The sequence below is a fragment of the Paenibacillus sp. JT22N12 genome (assembly GCF_056269365.1).
The window spans coordinates 379,744-402,251 of record NZ_JBWDNU010000005.1 but is presented as its reverse complement, the minus strand read 5'-3'; the positions used below and the strand labels follow the sequence as shown (position 1 = coordinate 402,251).

At 53.5% G+C, this 22,508-nt stretch carries 24 protein-coding genes; 15 read left to right on the top strand and 9 right to left on the bottom strand.

The window, feature by feature from the left end; translation table 11 throughout:
* Positions 1-88 precede the first annotated feature (88 nt).
* The 6 genes from AC0YOA_RS21040 to AC0YOA_RS21015 are packed head-to-tail and all read left to right on the top strand — an operon-like array spanning position 89 to position 5,635.
* Positions 89-994: an ABC transporter permease gene (locus AC0YOA_RS21040; protein WP_379113514.1), complete on the top strand. Its 906-nt coding sequence runs from the start codon at positions 89-91 to the stop codon at positions 992-994.
* Between the two features lie 3 nt (positions 995-997).
* Positions 998-1,885 (top strand): carbohydrate ABC transporter permease, encoded by an 888-nt coding sequence (locus tag AC0YOA_RS21035; protein WP_475788262.1) that lies wholly within the window; start codon positions 998-1,000, stop codon positions 1,883-1,885.
* A gap of 9 nt (positions 1,886-1,894) precedes the next feature.
* A complete protein-coding gene (locus AC0YOA_RS21030; protein WP_475788261.1) occupies positions 1,895-2,851 on the top strand; it encodes a sugar phosphate isomerase/epimerase family protein in 957 nt (318 codons plus the stop codon).
* An 8-nt stretch (positions 2,852-2,859) separates the two neighbouring features.
* Positions 2,860-3,534: a hypothetical protein gene (locus AC0YOA_RS21025; protein WP_475788260.1), complete on the top strand. Its 675-nt coding sequence runs from the start codon at positions 2,860-2,862 to the stop codon at positions 3,532-3,534.
* The gene (locus AC0YOA_RS21020) at positions 3,531-4,613 is read left to right on the top strand and encodes a Gfo/Idh/MocA family protein (protein WP_475788259.1); all 1,083 of its coding nucleotides are present in this window, start codon (positions 3,531-3,533) and stop codon (positions 4,611-4,613) included. Before AC0YOA_RS21025 ends, AC0YOA_RS21020 begins: the two co-directional genes overlap by 4 nt.
* Positions 4,614-4,639: 26 nt before the next feature.
* Positions 4,640-5,635: a Gfo/Idh/MocA family protein gene (locus AC0YOA_RS21015; protein ID WP_475788258.1), complete on the top strand. Its 996-nt coding sequence runs from the start codon at positions 4,640-4,642 to the stop codon at positions 5,633-5,635.
* A 229-nt stretch (positions 5,636-5,864) separates the two neighbouring features.
* Here the strand turns inward: AC0YOA_RS21015 and AC0YOA_RS21010 are convergent, their stop codons facing one another.
* From AC0YOA_RS21010 to AC0YOA_RS21000, 3 genes are read right to left on the bottom strand one after another with little or no spacing between them, the layout of a single operon-like run.
* Entirely contained in the window at positions 5,865-6,848 is a 984-nt protein-coding gene (locus AC0YOA_RS21010; protein WP_210038935.1) for an aldo/keto reductase, read from the bottom strand.
* A 60-nt stretch (positions 6,849-6,908) separates the two neighbouring features.
* Entirely contained in the window at positions 6,909-7,772 is an 864-nt protein-coding gene (locus AC0YOA_RS21005) for an NmrA family NAD(P)-binding protein (RefSeq protein WP_475788257.1), read from the bottom strand.
* A gap of 54 nt (positions 7,773-7,826) precedes the next feature.
* Positions 7,827-8,384 (bottom strand): TetR/AcrR family transcriptional regulator, encoded by a 558-nt coding sequence (locus AC0YOA_RS21000; RefSeq protein ID WP_475788343.1) that lies wholly within the window; start codon positions 8,382-8,384, stop codon positions 7,827-7,829.
* A gap of 180 nt (positions 8,385-8,564) precedes the next feature.
* On the opposite strand from AC0YOA_RS21000, the gene AC0YOA_RS20995 reads away from it, so the two are divergent.
* On the top strand, positions 8,565-8,936 hold the full coding sequence (locus AC0YOA_RS20995; RefSeq protein WP_475788342.1) for a VOC family protein: 372 nt from the start codon (positions 8,565-8,567) through the stop codon (positions 8,934-8,936).
* A gap of 45 nt (positions 8,937-8,981) precedes the next feature.
* Here the strand turns inward: AC0YOA_RS20995 and AC0YOA_RS20990 are convergent, their stop codons facing one another.
* The gene (locus AC0YOA_RS20990) at positions 8,982-10,139 is read right to left on the bottom strand and encodes an MFS transporter (RefSeq protein ID WP_475788341.1); all 1,158 of its coding nucleotides are present in this window, start codon (positions 10,137-10,139) and stop codon (positions 8,982-8,984) included.
* Positions 10,140-10,499: 360 nt separating this feature from the next.
* Here AC0YOA_RS20990 and AC0YOA_RS20985 point away from each other — a divergent pair, with 360 nt between their 5' ends.
* Positions 10,500-11,081, top strand: a complete 582-nt coding sequence (locus AC0YOA_RS20985; RefSeq protein WP_475788256.1) for a TetR/AcrR family transcriptional regulator — start codon at positions 10,500-10,502, stop codon at positions 11,079-11,081.
* Between the two features lie 36 nt (positions 11,082-11,117).
* Here the strand turns inward: AC0YOA_RS20985 and AC0YOA_RS20980 are convergent, their stop codons facing one another.
* Positions 11,118-12,131, bottom strand: a complete 1,014-nt coding sequence (locus tag AC0YOA_RS20980) for a CobW family GTP-binding protein (RefSeq protein WP_475788255.1) — start codon at positions 12,129-12,131, stop codon at positions 11,118-11,120.
* Positions 12,132-12,335: 204 nt separating this feature from the next.
* Between AC0YOA_RS20980 and AC0YOA_RS20975 the strand changes: the two genes are divergently transcribed.
* The 4 genes from AC0YOA_RS20975 to AC0YOA_RS20960 all read left to right on the top strand — a co-directional run bounded on the left by AC0YOA_RS20975 (position 12,336) and on the right by AC0YOA_RS20960 (position 16,065).
* Positions 12,336-13,649, top strand: a complete 1,314-nt coding sequence (locus tag AC0YOA_RS20975) for a phytoene desaturase family protein (RefSeq protein WP_475788254.1) — start codon at positions 12,336-12,338, stop codon at positions 13,647-13,649.
* Positions 13,650-13,725: 76 nt separating this feature from the next.
* On the top strand, positions 13,726-14,637 hold the full coding sequence (locus tag AC0YOA_RS20970; RefSeq protein WP_475788253.1) for an RNA polymerase sigma-70 factor: 912 nt from the start codon (positions 13,726-13,728) through the stop codon (positions 14,635-14,637).
* Between the two features lie 163 nt (positions 14,638-14,800).
* The gene (locus AC0YOA_RS20965) at positions 14,801-15,745 is read left to right on the top strand and encodes a glycoside hydrolase family 43 protein (protein ID WP_475788252.1); all 945 of its coding nucleotides are present in this window, start codon (positions 14,801-14,803) and stop codon (positions 15,743-15,745) included.
* Between the two features lie 41 nt (positions 15,746-15,786).
* Positions 15,787-16,065: an ArsR/SmtB family transcription factor gene (locus AC0YOA_RS20960; protein WP_475788251.1), complete on the top strand. Its 279-nt coding sequence runs from the start codon at positions 15,787-15,789 to the stop codon at positions 16,063-16,065.
* A 94-nt stretch (positions 16,066-16,159) separates the two neighbouring features.
* Here the strand turns inward: AC0YOA_RS20960 and AC0YOA_RS20955 are convergent, their stop codons facing one another.
* Together AC0YOA_RS20955 and AC0YOA_RS20950 are read right to left on the bottom strand one after the other, a co-directional pair.
* Positions 16,160-16,981, bottom strand: a complete 822-nt coding sequence (locus AC0YOA_RS20955; RefSeq protein ID WP_475788250.1) for a methyl-accepting chemotaxis protein — start codon at positions 16,979-16,981, stop codon at positions 16,160-16,162.
* Between the two features lie 434 nt (positions 16,982-17,415).
* Positions 17,416-17,964: a GNAT family N-acetyltransferase gene (locus tag AC0YOA_RS20950; RefSeq protein WP_475788249.1), complete on the bottom strand. Its 549-nt coding sequence runs from the start codon at positions 17,962-17,964 to the stop codon at positions 17,416-17,418.
* A 228-nt stretch (positions 17,965-18,192) separates the two neighbouring features.
* Here AC0YOA_RS20950 and AC0YOA_RS20945 point away from each other — a divergent pair, with 228 nt between their 5' ends.
* Both AC0YOA_RS20945 and AC0YOA_RS20940 read left to right on the top strand, forming a co-directional pair.
* Positions 18,193-18,897: an S-layer homology domain-containing protein gene (locus AC0YOA_RS20945; protein ID WP_475788248.1), complete on the top strand. Its 705-nt coding sequence runs from the start codon at positions 18,193-18,195 to the stop codon at positions 18,895-18,897.
* 150 nt (positions 18,898-19,047) lie between these two features.
* The gene (locus AC0YOA_RS20940; protein ID WP_475788247.1) at positions 19,048-19,731 is read left to right on the top strand and encodes a GDSL-type esterase/lipase family protein; all 684 of its coding nucleotides are present in this window, start codon (positions 19,048-19,050) and stop codon (positions 19,729-19,731) included.
* A gap of 141 nt (positions 19,732-19,872) precedes the next feature.
* Here AC0YOA_RS20940 and AC0YOA_RS20935 read toward each other — a convergent pair whose 3' ends face one another.
* Entirely contained in the window at positions 19,873-20,520 is a 648-nt protein-coding gene (locus AC0YOA_RS20935; protein ID WP_475788246.1) for a DUF2306 domain-containing protein, read from the bottom strand.
* A 60-nt stretch (positions 20,521-20,580) separates the two neighbouring features.
* Here AC0YOA_RS20935 and AC0YOA_RS20930 point away from each other — a divergent pair, with 60 nt between their 5' ends.
* A complete protein-coding gene (locus AC0YOA_RS20930) occupies positions 20,581-21,174 on the top strand; it encodes a TetR/AcrR family transcriptional regulator (protein WP_475788245.1) in 594 nt (197 codons plus the stop codon).
* A gap of 140 nt (positions 21,175-21,314) precedes the next feature.
* Here AC0YOA_RS20930 and AC0YOA_RS20925 read toward each other — a convergent pair whose 3' ends face one another.
* Positions 21,315-22,394, bottom strand: a complete 1,080-nt coding sequence (locus tag AC0YOA_RS20925; RefSeq protein ID WP_475788244.1) for a DJ-1/PfpI family protein — start codon at positions 22,392-22,394, stop codon at positions 21,315-21,317.
* Positions 22,395-22,508: the final 114 nt, after the last annotated feature.

Here is a 22,508-nt window from a genome sequence, read left to right as displayed (position 1 = left end):
GCGAGTATCAGAAAGATGTTTTTCGCATGATCAGCCTGTCTTTTTCACCGGGCTTTTAATTCGCAAAGCAGCAAGGGAGTGAGCTGGATTGAACAACAAAGGCCTTTATTTCTACCGTAACTGGCAGCTGTATGCCCTGCTGGTCCTGCCGCTCGCCTATTTCCTGATCTTCAAGTACGGTCCGATGTACGGCATTCTGATCGCCTTTCAGGACTACAATCTGTTCAAAGGCGTCAGCGGCAGTCCCTGGGTCGGGCTTGACGTGTTCCGGGAAGTGTTCGGGATGAGCGGCTTCTATGAAGCGCTGCGGAACACCTTCATGCTCAACATACTGGATCTGATCGTATCCTTTCCCGCTCCAATCGTGCTTGCGCTGCTGCTGAACGAGCTGAGCGGACGCCGGTTCAAGAAGCTGGCGCAGACGGCGTTGTATCTGCCCCATTTCCTGTCCTGGGTTATTATCGGCGGGATCATGTATCAGGTGTTTGCAACGAATACCGGTATTATCAATCTGCTGCTCGGCCATTTTGGCATCGATCCGATTCCGTTCCTGACGAACAAATATGACTGGCTTATTACGTATCTGGCTGTCGGCGTCTGGCAGAGCGCGGGCTGGGGGACGATTATCTATCTGGCCGCCATTACCGGCGTCAATACCGAGCTGTACGAAGCCGCCGCAGTCGACGGGGCTGGCCGGATGCGCAGGATGTGGTCGGTGACGCTTCCGGGGATTCAGCCGACCATCGTCGTCCTGCTTATTCTCAAGATCGGCGAAATTGTCCAGATCGGCTTTGACCGGCCGTTTGTGATCGGGAATGTGAGCGTCCGGGATTTCTCGGAGGTGATCAGTACCTTCGTGTACAAAATGGGGATACAGACCTCGCAATTCTCGCTTGCGACCGCCGTCGGTCTGTTTCAGGCTCTGGTCGGCATTGTGCTGCTTCTGGGAGCGAACTATATCGCCAAAAAAATAACCGAAAACGGAGTATTCTAAACGATGGCTGAGAACACTCGACTGATAACGGCCCGCAAAGGGAGGCCCTTCGAGGCTGTCAACGTAATCCTGATCGTTGTGCTGGTGATCCTCTGCCTCGCTCCCTTGTTTCATATCGCTTCGGTGTCGCTCAGCTCCAACAGAGCGATACTGTCGGGAGAAGTGACGGTTTTTCCAAGGGGCATCAATATGGAAGCCTACCGGAAGGTATTTCAGGACGATACGATGATTAAATCGCTTGGACTGACACTGGTGATGACGGCAGGCTACACCTGTCTGGCCATGCTGATGACGATCGCTGCGGCCTATCCCTTATCCAAGAGGCTGCGGGGCAAGAAGTTCTTCATGTTTCTGATTTTGTTCACGATGTTTTTCAGCGGCGGGACGATTCCTGATTATTTGCTGATCAGGGGTCTGCACCTGACGAATAATATCGGCTCGCTCATACTGCCGACGATGGTAAATCCGTTCTTCCTGATCATTCTTATCACGTTCATCCGCTCGCTCCCGGCAAGCCTGTCGGAGGCAGCCGAGATGGACGGAAGCAGCCATTTTCGGACGCTTGTCCAGATCATTCTGCCGCTGTCTATGCCGGCGCTTGCCACACTTAGTCTCTTCTATGCGGTGGGCCGCTGGAACAGCTTTATGGATGCGCTCATGTATATTACCAATCCCGAGCTGTATCCCATTCAGCTCAAGCTGTATCAGGTCATCGTGAACAGCATGACCAACGATCCGCTGTCGATGCAGGGAGACCAGCTGGTCTCGATAATGCCGGAGAGCATTAAAGCGGCAAGCATCATGTTCGCCACGGTGCCGATTCTGATCGTGTATCCGTGGCTGCAGAAATATTTTATCTCGGGCGTCATGCTGGGATCGGTGAAGGAGTAGAGACCCGATATGAACAAGGTAACGGACAAGGGAGAGTTTTCGTTTTCTACCTGCTGGAACATCAAGAAGCACCGGGATGGCCGGGCCATGATCGAAGAGATCAAAGGCCTTGGTTTCGGCTGCGTCGAGCTGAACTATAATGTGACGCGCGAGCATCTGGAGACGATCGAGCCGATGATTGACAGCGGCGGGATCCGCATATCCAGCGTTCATCATGCGTTCCCGTTCGTCGACGACAAGGAGTACGACACGGATTCCGTCATGCTCGGCTTCGAGGATGAAGAGAAACGCAGGCGCGCAGTCGACCTGCTGAAGCAGTCCATTGAATATGCGGACCGTTACGGGGCGGGGGCGGTCGTCGTTCATCCCGGCGAGGTGCCGTTCCCGGTCAATATCGATTCGCAGCTCAAGCAGATCTACCGCGAGCAGGGCCGGGATTCGCAGGAATACCGGGAGCTGTGGCAGGAGATGACGGAGAGGCGGGAGAAGCTTGCCCCGTCTTATCTCAATCGAATCCGGCACAGCCTGGAGGAGATCAGTGAATTTGTGGCCAGAAAAGGCTATCGCGTCGCCATCGGCATTGAGACGCGTGCCCGCTGCTATCAGATCCCGACGCTACGGGAGGCCGGGGCGCTTATAGAAAGCCTGAAGGGCAGCCCGGTCGGGCTCTGGTACGACATCGGACACGCCATGATGATGGACCGGATGGGCCTGTACGACAATTTGCGCGACCTGCGGGAGGTCAGTACCCATATCGTCGGCGTTCATATTCACGAGACGATCGGACTGTCGGATCACTGGTGCCCGTATGTGCACAGCGGGGATGACGTCTATTTCGACCATTTCCTCGAGGTCATCAAGCGCGCGCCAATCAAGGTATATGAACTGAAATCACAGTGCCTGCCTGAAGAAATCGAACAAAGCCATAATCGTATCACCCAAAAAACAGCTCTCCTGGAAGGATGAATATAACAATGAATAACGAATGGATTTCCAAATACGCCCCTTATATTTATTTTGACAACAACGAGCCTTTCTTCCCTGTCCGTGTCGGCGTTACCGTACTGGAAGAGGCGGGACCTTCTCCCTCGACGCGCAGAATCTTCGAATTTGAAGACCCGCAGGTCAAATATCTGATCGAATATGCAATCTATTGGGATTACGATATCCAGCATCTTTACGAGCTGGAGCATGTATGGATCTATGTCGGACATGACGGCGAAGTAGTGGACTGCGACGCCAGCTTTCACGGCCGGCATTTCAAAGGACTGCTCCATGACCGCAGCAATCTGGTGGACGGCACCCATGTCAAGCTGTATTCCCAGCCCGGCAAGCACGCCTTCCTGCCGCAGCCGGATATGTTCTATCTGCTGCCCGAGCTGATGACCTGCACGTATGAAACGGCTGGACGGCGGGGCCTGCTCATCACCAGTCCGTTCGACGGCGTCTATACGACCGATGACGAGACGGACCGGCTGGTGGAGCAGTACTTGAAGACGCGCCGTTTCAAGCCATCCATGGAATTTACCGAGTATCGCATCGATCCCGCCTTGTATGTGACCTGGGCCGAGCTGCATGCGGAAGTACCGCTGCGCATCAAGGACAGACTGGCGGAAATCAGAGAGCTGCTGGGAGGTGGCCAGCAATGATGGACAAAGTAAAGGTTGGCGTGATCGGCTGCGGGTCCATCGCTTCCGGCAAGCATTTGCCCTCGCTCAGCAAGCTGGAGCAGGTCGAGCTGTGCGCGTTCAGCGATATCGTGTCTGAACGTGCCCGGCAGGCTGCGGATAAATTCGGCGTTTCCGGAGCCAAGGTCTATGCGGACTACCGCGAGCTGCTGGCGGATGCCTCCATCGATGTCATCCATGTATGCACCCCGAACGACGCCCATGCCGAGGTGTCCATCGCGGCGCTGGAAGCAGGCAAGCACGTCATGTGCGAGAAGCCGATGGCGAAGACGGCAGCGGATGCCCGCCGCATGGCGGAAGCGGCCCGCCGTACGGGCAAGAAGCTGACGATCGGCTACAACAACCGCTTCCGTCCGGACAGTCTGTTCATGAAGAAAATGTGCGAGAACGGCGAGCTGGGCGATATTTATTTTGCCAAGGCGCATGCTCTCCGCAGACGGGGCGTACCGACCTGGGGCGTCTTCCTGGACAAGGACAAGCAGGGCGGCGGGCCGCTTATCGACATCGGCACCCATGCGCTCGATCTGACTCTCTGGCTGATGAACAATTATGAACCGCGCGTAGTGCTTGGTTCGGCCTATCACAAGCTGTCGCAGCGCGAGCAGGCTGCGAATGCCGCCGGTCCTTGGGACCCGAAGAAATTCACGGTTGAGGATTCGGCATTCGGAATGATCGTGATGAAGAACGGCGCTACGGTCATGCTGGAATCCAGCTGGGCGCTGAATATGCTCGATGCGCGGGAGGCCATCTATACGCTGTGCGGAACCGAGGGCGGAGCGGATGTGAAGGAAACGCTGCGCATCAACGGAGAGAAGTTCGGGCGGCTGTACGATACCGATATCCAATTCAACGTCAAAGGCGCGGACTTCTTCGAGGGCCGCAAGGAAAGCATGCACGACAAGGAGATCCGTCTCTGGATCGAAGCTGTTGTGAATGACACGGAACCGATGACCACACCGGAGCAGGCGTGCGTCGTATCCGAGATTATTGAGGCAATCTATGAATCGAACCGTACCGGGAATGCAGTCTATTTTGACTGATCCGGTCGATGGGAGGAAGGGATAAAATGATCCGGACAGCAATATTGAGCTTCTGGCATGTTCATGCCAAGGATTACGTGCTGCAGGCGCAGCAGCATCCTGATATTGCCATTGCGGCCGTATGGGATGAGGATCCGCAGCGGGGGCGCATGCACGCGGATACGCATCAGGTTCCCTATTACGATAATCTGGCGGAGCTGCTGGCTGAGCCTGGCATCGATGCGGTCATCGTAACCGCGCCAACGACGATGCATCGGGATATTATGGTGGCGGCTGCGAATGCAGGCAAGCATATTTTTACGGAAAAGGTGCTTGCCCCTACCATCCTGGAGTGCAATGAAATTATGGCGGCCGTGGATTCCGCAGGAGTCATGCTTACCGTATCGCTGCCACGGCTGAATACGCCGTTCGCACAGGCTGCGCAGGAGGTTATCGGCAAAGGTCTGCTCGGCAGGCTGACGCTGGCCCGCATGAGGCTGGCGCATAAAGGCGCGCTTTCGGAAACCGGGCTGCCGGCTTATTTCTACAGCCTGGAGCAGTGCGCAGGCGGCGCGATGATCGATCTCGGATGCCATCCGATGTATCTGACGCGCCTGCTGCTCGGCATGCCGGAGAGCGTCAGCGCAAGCTACGGTTATGTAACCGGCCGCGAAGTGGAGGACAATGCCGCAGTCGTGCTTCGCTATCCTGACGGTGCTCTTGGTATCGTTGAGGCGGGGTTTGTGAACCCGTTCTCGCCGTTCACGCTTGAAGTGCACGGGACGGAGGGCAGCCTGCAGTATTCCGCTCACAGCCGCAAGCTTATCGTCGCTGGCTACGCTAACGGCGCAGATCCTGTTGTGGAGTGGCCGCTGCCCGACGCGCTGCCAACGGCGTTCGAGCAGTGGGTATCGAGTATCCGCAGCGGAATTCCGGGCACCCGGAATATGGAACTTGCACTCGATCTGACTCGGCTGATGGAGGCTTCCAATCTGTCGGCGCGTTCGGGCGGAGCGGTAAGTCTGGCCGATCTGAAGGAGTAGCATTTATCAATGACTGTTCGGGCAATCTGCGCTTGGCTTTTTTTAAGCGATGCGGCTCTGAACGAGTTGCGCTTGGACAGATTGTTTTAGAATTCAAAGAAGACCACCTGGGCGAAGTTAGACACCCGGGTGGCCTTCTTTGTTTGAGAAACGAGCAACCAGAACCAACAAGTAAAGCATTGCTGACGGGAAGCAGGACAGTGTGATCGTTATCCAGCAGATACGATCATTACAAGCTCAGGTTATTCATGCCCGCCTCTGCATAGCGGGTTCCCTCCGCCACACCTTTGGGGGCGATTTCGTCGATCAGCTTAAGCTCGTCCGGAGTGAACTGAATCCCAAGCGCGCCTATATTCTCCTCCAGATACTTTCTCCGCTTCGTACCGGGAATGGGCACAATGTCGTTGCCCTGAGCCAGCAGCCAGGCCAGCGCCAGCTGCGAAGGCTGACAGCCTTTAATGGCGGCCAATTCCTCGATCTTGCTGACAAGGTCCAGATTCTTGCGGAAATTGTCGCCCTGGAATCTCGGGGAGTTTCGGCGGAAATCATCCTCCGCAAGATCATCGAATTTCTTAATCTCCCCGGTCAGGAACCCGCGTCCAAGCGGACTGTACGGGACGAAGCCGATGCCGAGCTCCCTGCATGTCGGCAGGATCTCATCCTCGACATCCCGGCTCCACAGCGAATATTCCGTCTGCAGGGCCGTAATCGGATGAACCGCATGGGCTCTGCGGATGGTGGCGGGACCGGCTTCGGATAATCCGATGTATCGCACTTTTCCTTCGCGGACGAGATCGGACATAGCCCCAACCGTTTCTTCAATCGGCGTATTGCGGTCTACGCGATGCTGGTAATAAAGATCAATATGATCTGTTCCAAGCCTGCGCAGGCTCGCTTCGCAGGCAGCCTTCACATATTCGGGACGCCCATTGATGCCGATCATCTTGCCTTCGTCGTTCCATTGGTTGCCGAATTTGGTCGCGATCACAACTTCGCTGCGGCGCTTGGCAAGCGCCTTGCCGACAAGTTCTTCATTCCGGCCTGTTCCATACATATCAGCTGTATCAAAAAAAGTAATACCCAGCTCCAATGCGCGTTCGATCGTCAAGTTCGATTCCTCGTCGTCCCTTCCGCCGTAGAAAGCGGACATGCCCATACAGCCCAGGCCCAGCGCGGACACTTCAAGATTCTTACCAAGCACTCTCTTATTCATCATCTTCCTGATACACCTCCGCAAAATGGATATTACAGCAAGCTCTTCTCGTTATATTGTTTACATAAGCTTTTTCAAAGATTCCTCTAATGTCACTGAACCCGAGACAAGCTCAGTTCCTTGGCGCTCAAAGTCAATCCATCCGTTATTGAAGCCATCCAGCATTTCAATTCTGCCATGTATCTGTCCGGCAATCCCGCCCTGGCTGATAAAGAGCTCATCCCAATCAGCACGGGGAATGGAAACGGCCCCTACCTTGCGATCCAGCAGCCTGCCGAGCACAGAAGCAATATCATCGGGGGAATAGGAGTCTGGTCCCTGCAGTTCAAGATAGCGCGTGCCTTCCCAGCTTTGCTGAAGGGTTTCGGCTGCAATTCTGCCGATGTCCAACGTCGAAATCATCGGTATCTTACGATCCGATGGGGAAAGGAAACCGGGAATTTGTCCTTCTCTTCGCGCAGGCTCAATATCCCAGAAAGAATTGTCCATGAACCAGGCTGCTCGCAGAAATGCCGAAGGAATAGACAGCCGCCCAAGCTCCTGCTCCAGGATATGCAGAGATTCAATAATTCCAAGTCCATGATCGCGATGCGCGCCAACAGAGGACAAAGCAACGAACTTCGGCGGAGCTGCGGCTTCAAGCGCCCTGCGTATGGATTCCGCAACCGCTCTTGTTTCGGGAAATCCATCCTCCGGATAAAAATAAGGCGGATTCATAACGAATACACCTTTCACGGCTGTAAAAGCTTCCTGCAGGGCTGCAGAGTCGCGATAATCCGCAATCGCCGTCTCGGCGCCGCGTTCACGCCATGCTTTGGCCTTTTCTTCATTCCTTACGATGGCTCTAACCTGCTTGCCTTCCGCCAGCAGCGCCTCGGCTGCAGCACCTCCGACTTGTCCTGTAATGCCCATAATGGCATACATCTGCAATCATCCCCTCAAAACAACAACATTATTTGAAGACTGGACCTGTTGCACCTAGGATCTGCTTGTTAAACCACTCATCAGCAGTTTCCAGGTAATTTCATAATTGATGTCGGAATCGGATAATTCCCATTCCCCCGCATGACTGGGATGATGGAAACGGGTCGTAGCCAGATAAAATGCCCGTGCGCTCTCCCGCGCATCGCACGGCGCAAAAACGCCTGCGGCAATACCGTCTGCAATAATGACAGTCAGCTGTTCCAGCATGTCCCCGACATGACGATGCAGCAAGTCGGCCGCTTCAGCGGTCAGAGCCATATACATGGCGAAGAGCTCCGGATCGGTTAAGGCCCGGCTGCGTTTGAATGCCCGCAGAGTATCGAGCCAGCTTCGCAAGCGGATTTCAGGTTCGTCATTATTGGCTACAATGGCATTCAGCGGCTCCATGACATGGTTCAGCCACCGCTCGGCCATAGCTTCGCGGAGCGCAGCTTTATTGTCAAAATGCCTGTAGATCGCTGCATGACTGACACCGAGCGCCCGGGCCACGTCGGACAAGTTGGATTTGGCCATTCCGAATCGTCGGAGAACTTCTTCAGCGGCATCAAGAATGGATGTCCGGGAAATCGTGGAGTCTGCGATGATACATTCCTCCTTTCCTATGAGGCTATATTACTGTTTCAAGTTTCATGTGTCAAGTTACATAATATATAAATTGTAACTTAATTTTTGAATGTATAAAAACGCCTGGTGTATTCCCATCCGGGATAGAGACCAGCGACAAATCAATCCATTACCACGTTTCTCATGTTCTCCGGCAAGGCGGAGGAGGCAATGAATTTCTACATCTCTTTATTCGGCCAATCCGAGGTAAACAGTATCATGCACCATGAGGACGGAACGGTCATGCATGCTGTATTCACCCTGAGAGGTCAATCGTTCATGTGTATAGACAGCATCGTCGAGCATGCTTTCACATTCACACCGGCCATCTCCCTGTTCGTATCCTTTGAGACTGAAGAAGAAATCAACCGCGTCTTCGAACGGTTGTCCGAAGGCGGTCAGATCTTGATGCCGCTGGCGCCATCTCCCGTGAGTGAGAAGTTTGGCTGGGTAGCGGATCAATACGGCGTTTCCTGGCAGCTCAACCTGGCAAAAGGTTAATATCCCGGATTGATTCAACCGTCTTACCGCGAATAACGTAATAATTCAGGATTGGTTGAGCAGCCGGTCGGTCCGGCGGCGAGTCAGCGCCCAGAACAACAAGGCGAATGCGCTGACCGCTGCGCCAAGCATGCATACACCGCTCCAGCCGGCATGCGCGTAGACTGCGGTCGAGCCGGTTGAACCTGCAGCGCTGCCGATGGAATAAAAGATCATATAACCGGCTGTGAGCCGGCTGCGCGCCTCGGGACGAACGCTCATGATCATGCTCTGGTTGGTGACATGCACCGCTTGTACCGCGAGGTCGAGCAGGACAACCCCAACAATTAAAGCGAATAGCGATTGGTTGATGAAACTGATCGGCAGCCATGAGAGGAGCAGGAGGGCAAGCGCGGTTCCGGTGGTCCATTGTCCCAACCCCCGATCCGCCAGCCTGCCTGCCCTTGCTGCCGCCAATGCCCCGGCCGCCCCAGCAAGCCCGAACGAGCCGATTGCAGTATGGGAAAGCGAGATAGGCGGCGCGCTTAGCGGCAGTACCAGTGAAGTCCAAAGGATGCTGAACGCGGTGAAGATCAAGAGAGCGAGCACGGCGCGGATGCGCAGAACCGGCTCCTGAAGGAACAAGGCGAATACCGAACGAAGCAGCTGCGAATAGGAAAGCGGCGCTTTCCTCTGCTCATATCGAGGGAGTACCCGGAACAATAAGCAGGCCATCGCCAGCGTCACAGCCGAAGAAATATAATAGACCGAACGCCAGCCTGCCAAATCGGTCAAAATCCCCGCAAAAGTTCTGGCAAGTAAAATTCCGATAACTATTCCGCTTGTCACCAGTCCCACCACACGCCCGCGCTCGGCAGGTGCCGCCAACGCTGCGGCATAGGCAACCACAGTCTGCGTCACGACGGCAAGCAAGCCGACAGCAGCCATTCCCGCAAACAATATAATGCCGGTGGGCGCGAATCCGACTATGACCAACGCCAGTACGGACAACAGGAGATGAGTGACGATCAGCCTGCGACGGTTGACCAGATCGCCAAGCGGGACGAGCAGCAGCAGTCCCAGCGCATAACAAATTTGAGTCATGGTTATGACCATGCCGACGGATGCCTGTCCAATACCGAATTCGCCCGCAAGAGTGTCAAGAAGCGGCTGGGCATAATAAATATTAGCGACCGCCAGCCCGCAGGAAACGGCAAACAGCATTGCTGTGGAACTTTTCAGTGCGGGAACAGGAGCAGCTTCGGATACGGTCTCTTTGGATGCTTCTTCTGTTTCCGGCTGTACGTTGACATTCTCTCCGATGAGGGCCACTCCTTTACCGGATTCCCCATATTCCATGAATCAACAACTCCCCTTGATGAGTGAAATCACGATTATTTCATACTAATTGGTACGTTATGAATTGATGTAAATATAACGATGATGAATATGTAATGTCAAGATAAAAACCCGAAATTGTTGATAATAACAGAAAGTCGTTTGATAATTGGAGTTGAATTTGACAATAATCGCTGATCATACTAACATGATATTATACTGATTGATATGAAATGAGGTCATATTATGACAAGGCCACGGGAATTTGACGAGGATCAAGCATTGGATGCTGCGCTGCAGCTCTTTTGGGAGAAGGGGTATGAAGCCGTTTCCTTGAGTGATTTGACATCCGGAATGGGCATTCAAAGGCCAAGCATATATGCGGCCTTCGGCAATAAACAGGGGCTGTTTGAAGCCGCGCTCCGCAAATACACCCGTGACCACTCTTCCAATGCCAGGGCGAAGCTGCAAAACACCGCATCGGTAAAAGAAGCCTTCCGCTCCTATTTTGAAAGCATCGTGGAAGAGGGGTATGATGACGGGCCAAGCAGGGGCTGCTTTTGCATCAATACGATGGTAGAGCTCGCCCCGCATGACAGAAAAATGGAGATCCTGACAAGAGAACATCAGATGTATCTGGCTGCCTTGTTTCAGGAGACGATTGAAACAGGCATCCGTTCGGGTGAATTTGGGAATGATATGAATGCTCAGGTAATGGCTCAAACGCTCGTGGTGTCGCTGATCGGGCTTACCGTCATGATGAAGTCCCGCCCCGAGCGTTCGTTTATAGACAATTCCGTCAAAACCCTGCTGAACCTGCTCCAATAAGGATTAAGCGCGGGAGGGTATACGGTTAATGCCCGTTCAAACCTCAACCTCCGCCTGCCAAAGCCTCGTCCAGCGGGCAGCCAGATCCGTATCGTTCAATTGCATGCCGATCGCGACCAGATAAGGAGTGCCGGGGTAATTGGAGGGCTCCCATACCGTTCGCTTCCCGGCATATTGGACTAATTGAATCGCCTCTGCGCCTGCGATGCGGATATATCCTTTGGCCCGAACCAGATGCCCGCTCCAATCATGCAGAAATTGCTCCACCTGCTCCCTGCTGACTTGTTCCCCGGCCGGAGAGGGCAGGGTAACGGCTTGCATCTGCGAGTAGGATTCGGCGATGTGATGATGGGGCTTTGTATGCGGCTTGCCCTCTGCGGGGGGATGTCCGCTTAACACACGGAATGGACTCGCGGCTGAAGGCGGCTCTTCATTCGGACGTATGCCGGCGAGCAGTGCAGCGGTATCGATATGGCTTCTGACGGTGTAGACAATCTCCGCTTTTTCGTTGAGCTTGCGGATTGCTTTTTCAATTTTTCCGGATATATTCGGGTGGATCAGGTCCGTTTTATTGACGATAACAAGACCGGCCGAAACGATTTGGCGGCGCAAAGTCTTCACAAGCTGACGGTCGGAAGCGAAGATGCTGTTATAATCCAGTACATATTCGGCGTCCAGGACAGTAATGACACGGATGTCCCCGATATGCTCTGCAAACGCCGGCCCTTTCGCAATCGCAACCACATCCCCGGGATCAGCCACGCCCGTAAGCTCCAGCAAGAGAATATCGGGTTGTCCCATAAGCAGCGCTTCCAGACTTCCGGCAAGTTCTTCTTTTTTGCTGCAGCAGACGCAGCCGTCGAGCAGCTTCTCGACCTGAACACCAAGCTGCTCGCTTAAAATATTCCCGTCCACGTCCTGTTTGCCCAACTCGTTCATTAATATCCCCGGCCTTATCCCCCGGATTCGCGCCTCTTCCAGCAGCCGCAGCAGCAGAGTCGTTTTGCCGCTGCCCAGAAAGCCGCTCAAGATCATAACTGGAATGGTCATTTCCATTGTATCCTTTCATCGTTTCGTTCATTTCCCTGATCGGGATATAGAATAGATATGCTTTAATTATTCGTAATTATTACATAATGGTTAAAAAACAAATCCTTTCTGCCCAGCCGCATAATGTTTTTTTGAATGATTTGTCACAGCAGATCACCGATCTCCGTCTTGTTTGCAGTTCAACCAAATAAGGAGGAGCTTAACATGAAAAATTATGATGCAGCCGTAATCGGTGGAGGAATATCCGGGTTAATCGCGGCGATAGATTTGGCAAGAGCGAAGAAGTCTGTTATTTTACTGGAGAAATCGTCACGTGTAGGAGGGAGGGCCATCACCGTCAACAAGAATGGCGCCCTCTTTAATCTGGGAGGCCATGCGCTTTATCTCGGAGGGGAAGCCTATCCGATTCTGCAGCAGTTAGGCGTAAGTCTGCAGGGAGGGAAGCCTTCTGCAAGCGGGCTGGCCATTTGGCAGAACGGGATTGTCCCGCTGCCGGGCGATGCCCTGAAATTATTATCGTCCCGGCTTCTGACCCTGTCGGGTAAAATGGAGTTTGGACGGTTTATGATCAAATTGGGCAAAATGGATACCGCCGCCATGGGGAATATCAGCTTGCGGGAATGGGCCGAGCAGGAAATCCGCGATCCGATGGTCCGTCATCTGTTCTATGCGCTGTGCAGGACATCCACCTACAGCAAAGACATCGATTATCAACGGGTTGGTCCTGCGGTCCGGCAGGTGCAGCTCGCGCTCAAGAGCGGCGTGCTCTATTTGGACGGGGGCTGGCAAACGATCGTCGATCAGCTTCGCGTGCAGGCGGTGAAGGCTGGAGTAACCGTGCTGAATAATAAGAAGGTATCGCAAATCAGGCATGATAATGGCTCTGTCTGCGGCCTGCTGCTGGATGACCAGGAAGTGCTGAATGTTTCCCGGATCATCAGCACACTATCTCCGAATGAAACGTCCCGGTTGTTCCCGGGCGCTGAGCAAACCGCGCTGCGAAGCTGGACGGAGGATGCCCGGCCGATTATGGCGGCGTGTCTGGACCTCTCCCTGAGACGCCTGCCCGTACCCGGCAGACAGCTTGCAATGGGAATTGACCAGCCCGTTTTTTTCACAAATCATTCAAGATCCTCCAAATTGAGCGACAACGGCGAGCAGATCGTGCATCTTATCCAGTATAATGGGACCGGGGAGAGTGATCCGCGGGAAGACGAACGCAAGCTGGAGCAAACGATGAATCTCCTGCATCCCCATTGGCAAAAAGAAGTGGTCGCCAGACAGTATCTGCCGAATATAACGGTCGTTCACGATTACATGCATATTGGCCGCAGAGACCCCATGCCAGGACCGGCTGTTGCAGGAATAGAAGGTCTTTATGTGGCAGGAGATTGGGCCAGCCATGGAGAAATGCTGGCGGATGCGGCTGCAGCGAGCGCCAGACGCGCATCCATCCAGCTCTTGAAGGAGCTTTCGGCGGCTGGTGAATCGCTCGTCCCCGAGTCCGTCTTCTCCTGAAGAAGCGGAGCGGAAGCGAGGCGGGGGCACCGAAATCATCAACCGGCTCTTACAAAGGAGAGAAAGGGGGCTTCTCATGGAAAATGCCTCATTCACGGATCAAATGTATGCTTCCTACAAGACCTTGCTGTTCACATTGGCCTATCGCATGCTGGGAAGTGTCATGGACGCGGAGGACATTGTGCATGAAGCGTTCCTGTCGTATAACGCCGCAGATTCCGAACGGATTCATAATATAAAATCGTATCTGTGCAAAATTGTAACGAACCGCTGCATCGACCGTCTCCGTTCCTCCCAGAAGAAGCGGGAGCTTTATGTCGGTACATGGCTGCCTGAGCCGCTCATCACCGGGCAGAGCGGTAGTGAGGATCCCTATGATGCTTACGCCCGGCAGGAATCCTTGTCCATGGCCTATCTTTTATTGCTGCAGCAGCTGTCCTGGGTGGAGCGGGCAGTCTTCCTGCTGCGGGAGGTGCTGCAGTATGAATACGATGAAATCGCGGAGATCGTAGGCAAAAGCCCGGCGAACTGCCGGCAGATTTTCCACCGCGCCAGGCGCAGCATTAGACCACCATCAACGCAGCAGGAGATGGGAAGTTCTGCGGCAGACCGGCTGCCCAAGCCGCAGAATGATCAATTAGCGGACATGGTCAATCAGTTTGTATCGGCATTGACCAAAGGCGACGTCAGCCAGTTAATGCATGCCTTGTCCCATGACGCAGCTCTTTACACGGACGGCGGGGGCAAAGTATCCGCCGCGGTCCTGCCTATCCTGGGTCCCGACCGGATATCCCGTTTCTTTGCCGGTGTATTGAAGAAACTGCAGCCCGGCTTCTCCTACAAAACCGCAGTGGTTAATGGTCAACCCGGAATCGTTACGTACGAACATGACAGTCCCGCCAGTGTTTTCACCTTTCTTATCGAGGATATGCGCATTTCCGCCATTTATATCGTCGTTAATCCGGATAAGCTCAGACATATCAGATAGCTTGCTTCGCGGGAAGCCTGGAGCTCCTTCGCCCTCCCGGGATCACTGCCGCCTGTCAATAATTGCTGAAGCATGGCAAGCGGCGGGAAAATCATCTACAATAAGAAAAAAACCATCGTGAAGACTATGGTTTTTTTCTGCAGCCAAGGAGTGAAAATATCCCATGACGATTTCAGGCAGCAATGACAAACGCACAGCAGGCAATCCGATTTTCCCGGGCTGGTATGCCGATCCGGAAGCCCGTATTTTCGAAGGAAGCTACTGGATTTATCCTACCTACTCTGCCCCGTATGGGGAACAGGCCTTCTTCGATGCCTTTTATTCCAAGGATCTGGTAGAGTGGACGAAGGTTGACGGAATTCTCAAAATGGCCGATATTTCCTGGGCGTGGCGCGCTATGTGGGCGCCTTCCCCGATTGAACGCGGGGGCAAATATTATTACTATTTTGCCGCCAACGACATTCAGAGCGATGACGAATTGGGCGGGATTGGCGTTGCCGTAGCCGACAAGCCGGAAGGCCCGTTTCGCGATGCGATCGGCCGGCCGCTGATCGATAAATTCCATCACGGCGCGCAGCCGATCGATCCCCATGTCTTTATCGATGAGGATGGCAGCGCCTATCTGTATTATGGAGGCTGGGGACGCTGCAATGTGGTCAAGCTGAACGAGGATATGATCAGTCTGGATACATTCGGGGATGGAGAGGTGTACAAGGAAATAACGCCGGAATTGTTCGTCGAAGGGCCGTGCATGATTAAGAGGAACGGCAGCTATTATTTCATGTGGGCGGAGGGCGGCTGGGGACAGCCGGACTATTCGGTCGCTTATGCGGTCTCGTCATCCCCGACCGGCCCGTTCGAGCGCGTAGGGAAGATTTTGCAGCAGAATCCCGATGTCGCAACAAGCGCAGGCCATCATGGGATGATCCAGATTCCAGGGCAGGATGAGTGGTACATCGTTTACCATCGGAGACCGCTGACGGAGACCGTTGCCAATCACCGGGTCGTCTGCATCGACCGGATGTATTTCAACGAGGACGGCACCATCCAGCCGGTTGCGATTACCTTCGAAGGGGTTCAAGCCCGTCCTTTGCCGGAAGAACATTAGCGTACTCCCGACAAACCCATAGGAAACGGAGACCAAGCCTAATGACCCATATGACAGACCAGCAGTTTACGCGGATATCCCGTGCTCTCGCGGAGCCGCGGCGTTATCAGATGCTCAAGGAAATCGGAGCCAGCAGCGTCCCGTTTCCCTGCAGCGACCTGCACGAAACCCACCGTGTCAGCGCCGCGACAATCTCTCATCATATTAAGGAGCTCGAGACGGCTGGCCTGGTGGAGATCATCCGCGAAGGCAAGTTTATGAATCTCGTTCTCCAGCGCGATGTGCTGAGAGATTATTTGGAGCGGTTGTCGGAGATTTAGAATGCATGAAACGGCATCCCTTGGGAGAGACCTTGGACAATCTGTCCGATGAGCTTCCAAGGGGTGCATTTTTATGGCGAGGAGCTAAGAGGGGTTACAATTTATGGGCAAAATCGTTTAGCCGGTTTGTCATTTCTTGGATTTCTCTGATAAACGACGATATTTCCTCTGTCGATACTGCCTGCTCCTGGCTGATGGAAGCCACCTGGCTGATAGCGTCTCTGATCTGCTGTGTCACTTCCTTCAGGGACAGCAGCGTTTGGCGGATATTCCTGGTCGAATCGATGGTTTCCTGGGACAGCTTGCGGATCTCGCCGGCGACGATGCCAAAGCCCCTCCCCTTGTCCCCCGCATGCGCTGCTTCAATCGAAGCGTTCAAGCCGAGCAAATTCGACTGATCGGCGACATTTTTAATAATCGACACCACTTGATCCGTCTTCTCCACATTCTGGCTCCCCTGCTGCGACAGCACAAGCAGCTGACGGTTGAGATCGGCTATGATGTTGGAGCCGCTGACAGCCTTGGCGATTCTTTCGTTCGCTTGGGACAGGGCAACCACGATATGGTTCGAGAGTTCGATCAATTCGCTGTGCCGTCGAATTTGGACGGCCAGTCCGCCGATAACGACGCCTTCGTCATTATGAACCGGAAGAGCCGTGCCGGTGAACTCGAAGCCGTAGAAGCCGGCCGGGACATCTCCCTCGAAATATTTGTTTTCCAGAATGGCGGCCGCAAGCGGCTCATCCGGATTCAATTGCTGACCGACTTCGATATGGAGGTCAATATTTTCCCCGGGATAGTAGGCAATGAATTTTGTAAGGTCGCATACTGCGATAGACATATCCGCGGGCACGGCCGCCTGTATGACAGGCAGCAGGGCAACGAGGCTTTCCAGCGAGTTGACTTTGTTGTTCATCTATTCAGTTCCTCTCTTTTCTAAACCGCTTCTCATTCTTTCATTAATTAATATCGTCGGGAACCCTCTCAAACATAATACAGCCTCTCGGAATTTCCTGCAGTCTCCTAATTAATGCTTTTTTGACCTGTACTTTGAAGAGGGAGATATCCAGAACGGTTCATTCTGAAAGAATGCGGAGCAGCAGTATGCCACGATGGAGCAGATGTCCGCATCGGCGGACAGCATTTCGCGGCAGGCGCAGGAGCTGAGGGAACTTGTGATGCAGTTTTCATTCGAGTGATTCCCATACAGAGCATGATGAGGCGGGGTCTCTGCTGCTCTGTATTTTTTTATGTATAAGATTCACTCACTCTTGTTCATGTCTATAAAAGCGAAGAAACGAACTGCGCCGCTGCAGGAAGGCGACAGCCGTTTCTTCTTGTTATTGATTTTCAATCCAAATAGTCATCGGGATTTATTATGGCTAAAACCTGATGATCTTCCCATTTTCCATTTATCCTGACATTTTTTTGAGCGATTCCTTCTTTATGAAAACCCGCTTTTTCTAATACTCGAATGGACGACATATTATGGGGCATAGCACCCGCTTCTATCCGATGCAGCTTTAAGTCATGGAATGCATATTCAACAATTAATTGAACAGCTTCCGTTGTATAGCCCTTGCCGTTATGCATTTTGTCTAAATAATAACCGACAAAAGCACTCTGAAGGGCGCCTCGAAGCACCTGAAAAAGGCTAATTGTGCCAATTAGCGTATCGTCATTCTTCCTGAAGATTCCAAAGAAATATTCTTCGTCTTTATGCCTATTTTCAGCATATTTTTCGATCTTCCTGATTTGACCTTCTATTGTATAAAAATCACGATCACGAGGCATGGAAAATTTTTCGAAGAAATCACGATTATCCGTTTGTAATCTAAGGCTGTCTGCCGCATCATCCGTATTTAGCGCTCTGATATAAACGTTATCGCCTCTCGTCATGAAATCATCTCCCAAATTTTGATTATCAGGATGCGTAATTCAACTCTTCTAAATTTATATTCGAGATTATGATCCGCTGCCCTGCACGTAAATAGAATGGACTGCCTTGGCAGCATCCCGGGGCTTCACATAATATTAACATATAAATCCTCGACAATATGCAACACTGGGTGCCTGCACAACGTTTGAGTCTATGAAACGTTCCATAAATTAGAAGAGGTGATAGAGATGACATCCAAGAAAAAAATGCTGGGTCTTTCCGCAGCCGTCGTGCTTTCGTTGTCTTTTGCCGGACAAAGCTTTGCCGCATCGACAACCTTTACCGATCTGGATAAGGTAGCTGCCAAGGATAAAATCATTTCCCTGCAGGCAGGCGGATTCGTATCGGGCGTGAGCAGCGACCTGTTTCTTCCCGCCGCTACGCTGACGGCTTCGCAAGGTATTCAAATGATCGTCAAAGCGTTTGATTTGAATATCGATACCCTTCGTTTCGTCAAAATGCCGCTGGCAACCGACTACTACAAAAACGCGAAAAATGATGCCTGGTACGCCGATACTTTGATTATCGCGGCAAACAGCGGCTTCGATCTGCCGGCCGATCTCGATCCGAGCAAGAAATGGACGAAAGAAGAATTCGCCCACCAGCTGATGCTGGCGATGGAAGGGCATTTCCCGCTGCCGATGATCAATGTTAAAACCGTCGATATCAAGGACCAGGACGATTTCACCGTAGAATATAACGGACCGATCCAGCGTTCAATCGTTCTGGGCATTACGTCGCTGGATGCAGAGGGGAACTTCCATCCCAAAGCGGAAATCACGCGCGCTGAATCCGCTGAGATGATCTATAACGCGATTGAATACGTTAAAGCTCATCCGGCCCCGGCGCAGCCCGAAACTTCAGCCCAGATGGAAACGCCAAACGAAGGATAATACACGCCGGGAGGTACCTGTCCAGGTCTCCCCGAGCCATGAAGCAAACCCATAAGCAGGCAGGAAATCTCCCCGGGGATTTCCTGCCTTTTCAAATTTACAATGCCGTTTTTTATGCTCCCCAAAGCACTGATAAAGACGGGAAATCATATGCTGATGGTATATGAAGGGGAAGGCGATTATCATGGGGAAGGTGGAGGAGCGCGAGTGATCCATTATGCCGCAATCGGGGATTCACTGACTGCCGGAGTGGGGGGACTGTTAGGCGGTGGTTTTGTTCCGAAATATGGATGGCTGATTCAGGAGAGATTGGGACAGCCCGTTTATTACGACAAAATGGGTATATCGGGAGCAAGGATGCCGCGTATTCTATCGGTTGTAAGACACGATCCCAAGGCGAGGGCCATCCTGGGGAACGCTGATATCATCACTCTGACAGTCGGAGGCAATGATATGGTCGATGCAGCCAGAGCTTTCGCAGTCCACCGGAACGAAGAGGTGTTCAGTGAGGCCCTGACGAGCTGCAGGAAGAATTTTGCAGGTATTCTCGCGGTCATCAGGCAGTTGAAGTCCGGCTCCAAGCCTTATCTGATCCGCGCGGTCGATCTGTATAATCCCACACCCTCCCAGCCCGAAGCAGGGCTGTGGGTCAGGCGCTTCAACAGCCAGCTCGAAAGCTTCGAGGACGGGAATCTCAAGGTCGCGAATATTTACAGCTCGTTTCTGGGAAGGGAGCGGGAGCTCTTATGGCTGGATCATTTTCATCCCAACGGGCGGGGCTACAGCGTAATTGCGGAGGAGTTGGATAAGCAGGGGTATGGGCCGTTAGCATGAACGGAGTCCCTTTGGGGGACTCCGCCGTCATTATGATTTCCCTAACACCCGTCTAGAGGCTGCCACATTTTGGAAGCGATTTCAGCCGGCTGCCGCTGCCGCGAAGCTGACGATCGTTATTTCTTTTGTGATGGCGGATTCCTAATTCTGCAGCCCTCCCGCCGGTTTGCTGTAAACCGTTCGTATGACCAGTTCGGCCAGCAACAGCAATAGCACAATAGCTCCGTAGACGCTGACCGTATAGCTCTTCTCGTAAGCGAGACCGAATCCCTTGGTGCCAATGAAGGTAAACAGGTGGATAAACATATTGGTAAAGCAGAAGGAGTAGCTTCTGCACATCCACTTCCGGTGTTTGTCGACCCGCATTCTTCTGATCTGGACCACCGCCGTAATCGTCATGGCCGGCCACAGGACGTTCAGAAGGTTGAAAGCCATACTGGCCGCCTTGCCTCCTGTCGCTGCTGGAGCCATATAGCCGGAAGTGATCACGACGGCAAAAACGGCGATCAAATAGAAGTACCCGTTGAATCTATGGAGCTTCCTGTGCTTATACACGACTTTCTGCGAGAAGTTGATGGCTCCCGATACCATGGCCGCGCACGCGAATGCCACATGAACATACAAGACGTTTAACCAGACCGAAACGTTAATGGGATGCTTGAGATTTGCTTTATGGCTTAGAAAGGATTCTGCCCGGGGATCAGCAATGAAATTGACGTACAGAACGTACGCGATAAAGCCTGCCGCCACTATCAGCATAAGCCGGTACAATCGCTTCGTATTGGGCATTCCGGACACCTCTGTGCTATTATTTAGGGAAACAGTCTGCATCGTGAAAGGGTTTGAACCATGCGCAAGGGCGAACAAACAAGGCTCCGGATCATCATGAAGTCCGCCGAGCTTTTCAACCGGAAAGGATACGCGGCTACGACCATGCAGGATATCATGGACGAGACCGGCCTGACCAAGGGCGGGCTGTACCGCAGCTTCTCCGGCAAGGATGACATTGCCGTTGCTGCGTTTCAATATGCGGGCGAGGTGCTCTGGCGGCTGTTCTCCCAGGCGACCGAGAACTGCGAGACGGCAACAGAGAAGATTATCGCGATGTGCAACGTATACAGCGACACCGTGAACAATCCTCCTCTGCAGGGAGGCTGCCCGTTTCTGAACACCGCCGTCGAGGCCGATCATTCTTTTCCCCTGCTGCGGGACCAGGCGATCGATGCATACGGGCATACCCAATCCTTTATGCAAGGCGTTCTGGAGCAGGGGGTGTCTGCCGGAGAATTCCAGCCGGATATGGACACCGAGGCTCTCGCCTCCTTCTTCTTCTCGGCGATCGAAGGCGCCATAATGGCGAGCCGGCTGACCCGGGACAACAAGCATGTCGCCTTCGCGACGAAACAGATCGAAAGCACACTGCGCTCCTGCGTCCGGACGTGAACCATACGGCATAAACGTAACGGCGGCGGTCCAGGGGCTTCTGAATACGCTGCTTCTATTCCTTAGGGAAGAAAGAAACATGGAGAAGCCGCCAACTTCCGGCGTCAGCCGGTTCTTAGTGGCCGGTTCTGCGGATTCGTTCAGTTCGCTGCCGTGCGCTTGCCCGATACCTTGGAAGCAGGCAGCAGGCCGGCCCTGGCTCTGCCCGACATTTCGTCCCCCAGCACGGTCACCTCGAATTTCAAGTTCAAACGCATCGGCTTCTTCACTTTCAGCGACCAGCTTAAGAGGCTGCCAGCCACGACGGGATCGATGAACTCGACTCTCTCATCGCCCTGCACGGCCGTTCCGCTCACACGTCCACTGTCCCCGGAGATGTTCAACGTGACCGGGAGCTTTCCAACGGGCGTGGCAACGATTACCTCCCACCTCCCGACAAACACGGTTATTCCGGCATTCTCACGGGCAGTTGGCCCGTTTGTGGAGATGATCCCGTCTCCGGTATCGAGAATGCCGGACGTATTTTCCGGCTCCCGCTCATCCGCCCCGAATGCCGCTGCTTCGAAATCCGAAGATTCCATAATGGGCAGCATGCCGACCGGGCGCCAGACCGTCCCCCGCTTCTCGTATTCGAACATTTTCTCCACTTCATGTGCGATTTGCGGCCCCAGCTCGCGCTCGACGATGTACAGCGCCACATCGAGACCCGAAGTCACGCCTCCGCCCGATACAAGATTGCCGTCATCGACGACGCGGGCATGCACGGGGACAGCTCCCGTCGCTCCCAGCGCCGCTATGCCCAGATGGTGGGTTGCGGCACGGCGGCCCTCAAGCAGCCCCTGCATGGCGAGCAGCAGCGAACCTCCGCACACTGCTGCGACTGTCAGTCCCGGAACCGACAAGGCAGCTTCTATCTTGGGGACCAGCTCCGTCTGCGACGCCTTTCGCAGCAGAGAGACGATTGATTCGTCCCCTTCCCCGTACACAGGTCCGGCCGCTCCGGGGACAACGATTATCGCCGCGGCTGTCGGATCGATCGCCCCGGATGCGGAAATTTGCAGGCCGTTGATCCCGCTGGGAACGGATCTCGGGCCTTCAGCCGACACCAGCTCGGCGCGAATCGCGCCTCCCGTGTACCTTCCTGCCTCGGTAAAAACCTCGTAAGGCGCCAATGCGTCCAGCAGGTCGAATCCGTCGAACAACACAATTTGCACAAGCATTTGAATCCCCTCCGATTGATTTCGAGACCGGACGGTACGGTCTCTTTTTAGACTACGCCATTTTGACATCATTGGCAATCGCTTCGCGCTGCGTTTGTATGGACATTTGATGAC

What these genes read in the sequence shown, in the direction of transcription:
- AC0YOA_RS21010 (WP_210038935.1), bottom strand. Translation starts at nt 6,848, where the DNA reads ATGAATAAGAGAGTGCTTGGTAAGAATCTTGAAGTGTCCGCGCTGGGC.
- AC0YOA_RS20935 (WP_475788246.1), bottom strand. Translation starts at nt 20,520, where the DNA reads ATGCCCAATACGAAGCGATTGTACCGGCTTATGCTGATAGTGGCGGCA.
- AC0YOA_RS21030 (WP_475788261.1), top strand. Translation starts at nt 1,895, where the DNA reads ATGAACAAGGTAACGGACAAGGGAGAGTTTTCGTTTTCTACCTGCTGG.
- AC0YOA_RS20945 (WP_475788248.1), top strand. Translation starts at nt 18,193, where the DNA reads ATGACATCCAAGAAAAAAATGCTGGGTCTTTCCGCAGCCGTCGTGCTT.
- AC0YOA_RS21020 (WP_475788259.1), top strand. Translation starts at nt 3,531, where the DNA reads ATGATGGACAAAGTAAAGGTTGGCGTGATCGGCTGCGGGTCCATCGCT.
- AC0YOA_RS20980 (WP_475788255.1), bottom strand. Translation starts at nt 12,131, where the DNA reads ATGACCATTCCAGTTATGATCTTGAGCGGCTTTCTGGGCAGCGGCAAA.
- AC0YOA_RS20950 (WP_475788249.1), bottom strand. Translation starts at nt 17,964, where the DNA reads ATGACGAGAGGCGATAACGTTTATATCAGAGCGCTAAATACGGATGAT.
- AC0YOA_RS20985 (WP_475788256.1), top strand. Translation starts at nt 10,500, where the DNA reads ATGACAAGGCCACGGGAATTTGACGAGGATCAAGCATTGGATGCTGCG.
- AC0YOA_RS21005 (WP_475788257.1), bottom strand. Translation starts at nt 7,772, where the DNA reads ATGTATGCCATTATGGGCATTACAGGACAAGTCGGAGGTGCTGCAGCC.
- AC0YOA_RS20960 (WP_475788251.1), top strand. Translation starts at nt 15,787, where the DNA reads ATGACCCATATGACAGACCAGCAGTTTACGCGGATATCCCGTGCTCTC.
- AC0YOA_RS20930 (WP_475788245.1), top strand. Translation starts at nt 20,581, where the DNA reads ATGCGCAAGGGCGAACAAACAAGGCTCCGGATCATCATGAAGTCCGCC.
- AC0YOA_RS20925 (WP_475788244.1), bottom strand. Translation starts at nt 22,394, where the DNA reads ATGCTTGTGCAAATTGTGTTGTTCGACGGATTCGACCTGCTGGACGCA.
- AC0YOA_RS20990 (WP_475788341.1), bottom strand. Translation starts at nt 10,139, where the DNA reads ATGCTGTTTGCCGTTTCCTGCGGGCTGGCGGTCGCTAATATTTATTAT.
- AC0YOA_RS20940 (WP_475788247.1), top strand. Translation starts at nt 19,048, where the DNA reads ATGCTGATGGTATATGAAGGGGAAGGCGATTATCATGGGGAAGGTGGA.
- AC0YOA_RS20955 (WP_475788250.1), bottom strand. Translation starts at nt 16,981, where the DNA reads ATGAACAACAAAGTCAACTCGCTGGAAAGCCTCGTTGCCCTGCTGCCT.
- AC0YOA_RS20970 (WP_475788253.1), top strand. Translation starts at nt 13,726, where the DNA reads ATGGAAAATGCCTCATTCACGGATCAAATGTATGCTTCCTACAAGACC.
- AC0YOA_RS20965 (WP_475788252.1), top strand. Translation starts at nt 14,801, where the DNA reads ATGACGATTTCAGGCAGCAATGACAAACGCACAGCAGGCAATCCGATT.
- AC0YOA_RS21035 (WP_475788262.1), top strand. Translation starts at nt 998, where the DNA reads ATGGCTGAGAACACTCGACTGATAACGGCCCGCAAAGGGAGGCCCTTC.
- AC0YOA_RS21015 (WP_475788258.1), top strand. Translation starts at nt 4,640, where the DNA reads ATGATCCGGACAGCAATATTGAGCTTCTGGCATGTTCATGCCAAGGAT.
- AC0YOA_RS21025 (WP_475788260.1), top strand. Translation starts at nt 2,860, where the DNA reads ATGAATAACGAATGGATTTCCAAATACGCCCCTTATATTTATTTTGAC.
- AC0YOA_RS20975 (WP_475788254.1), top strand. Translation starts at nt 12,336, where the DNA reads ATGAAAAATTATGATGCAGCCGTAATCGGTGGAGGAATATCCGGGTTA.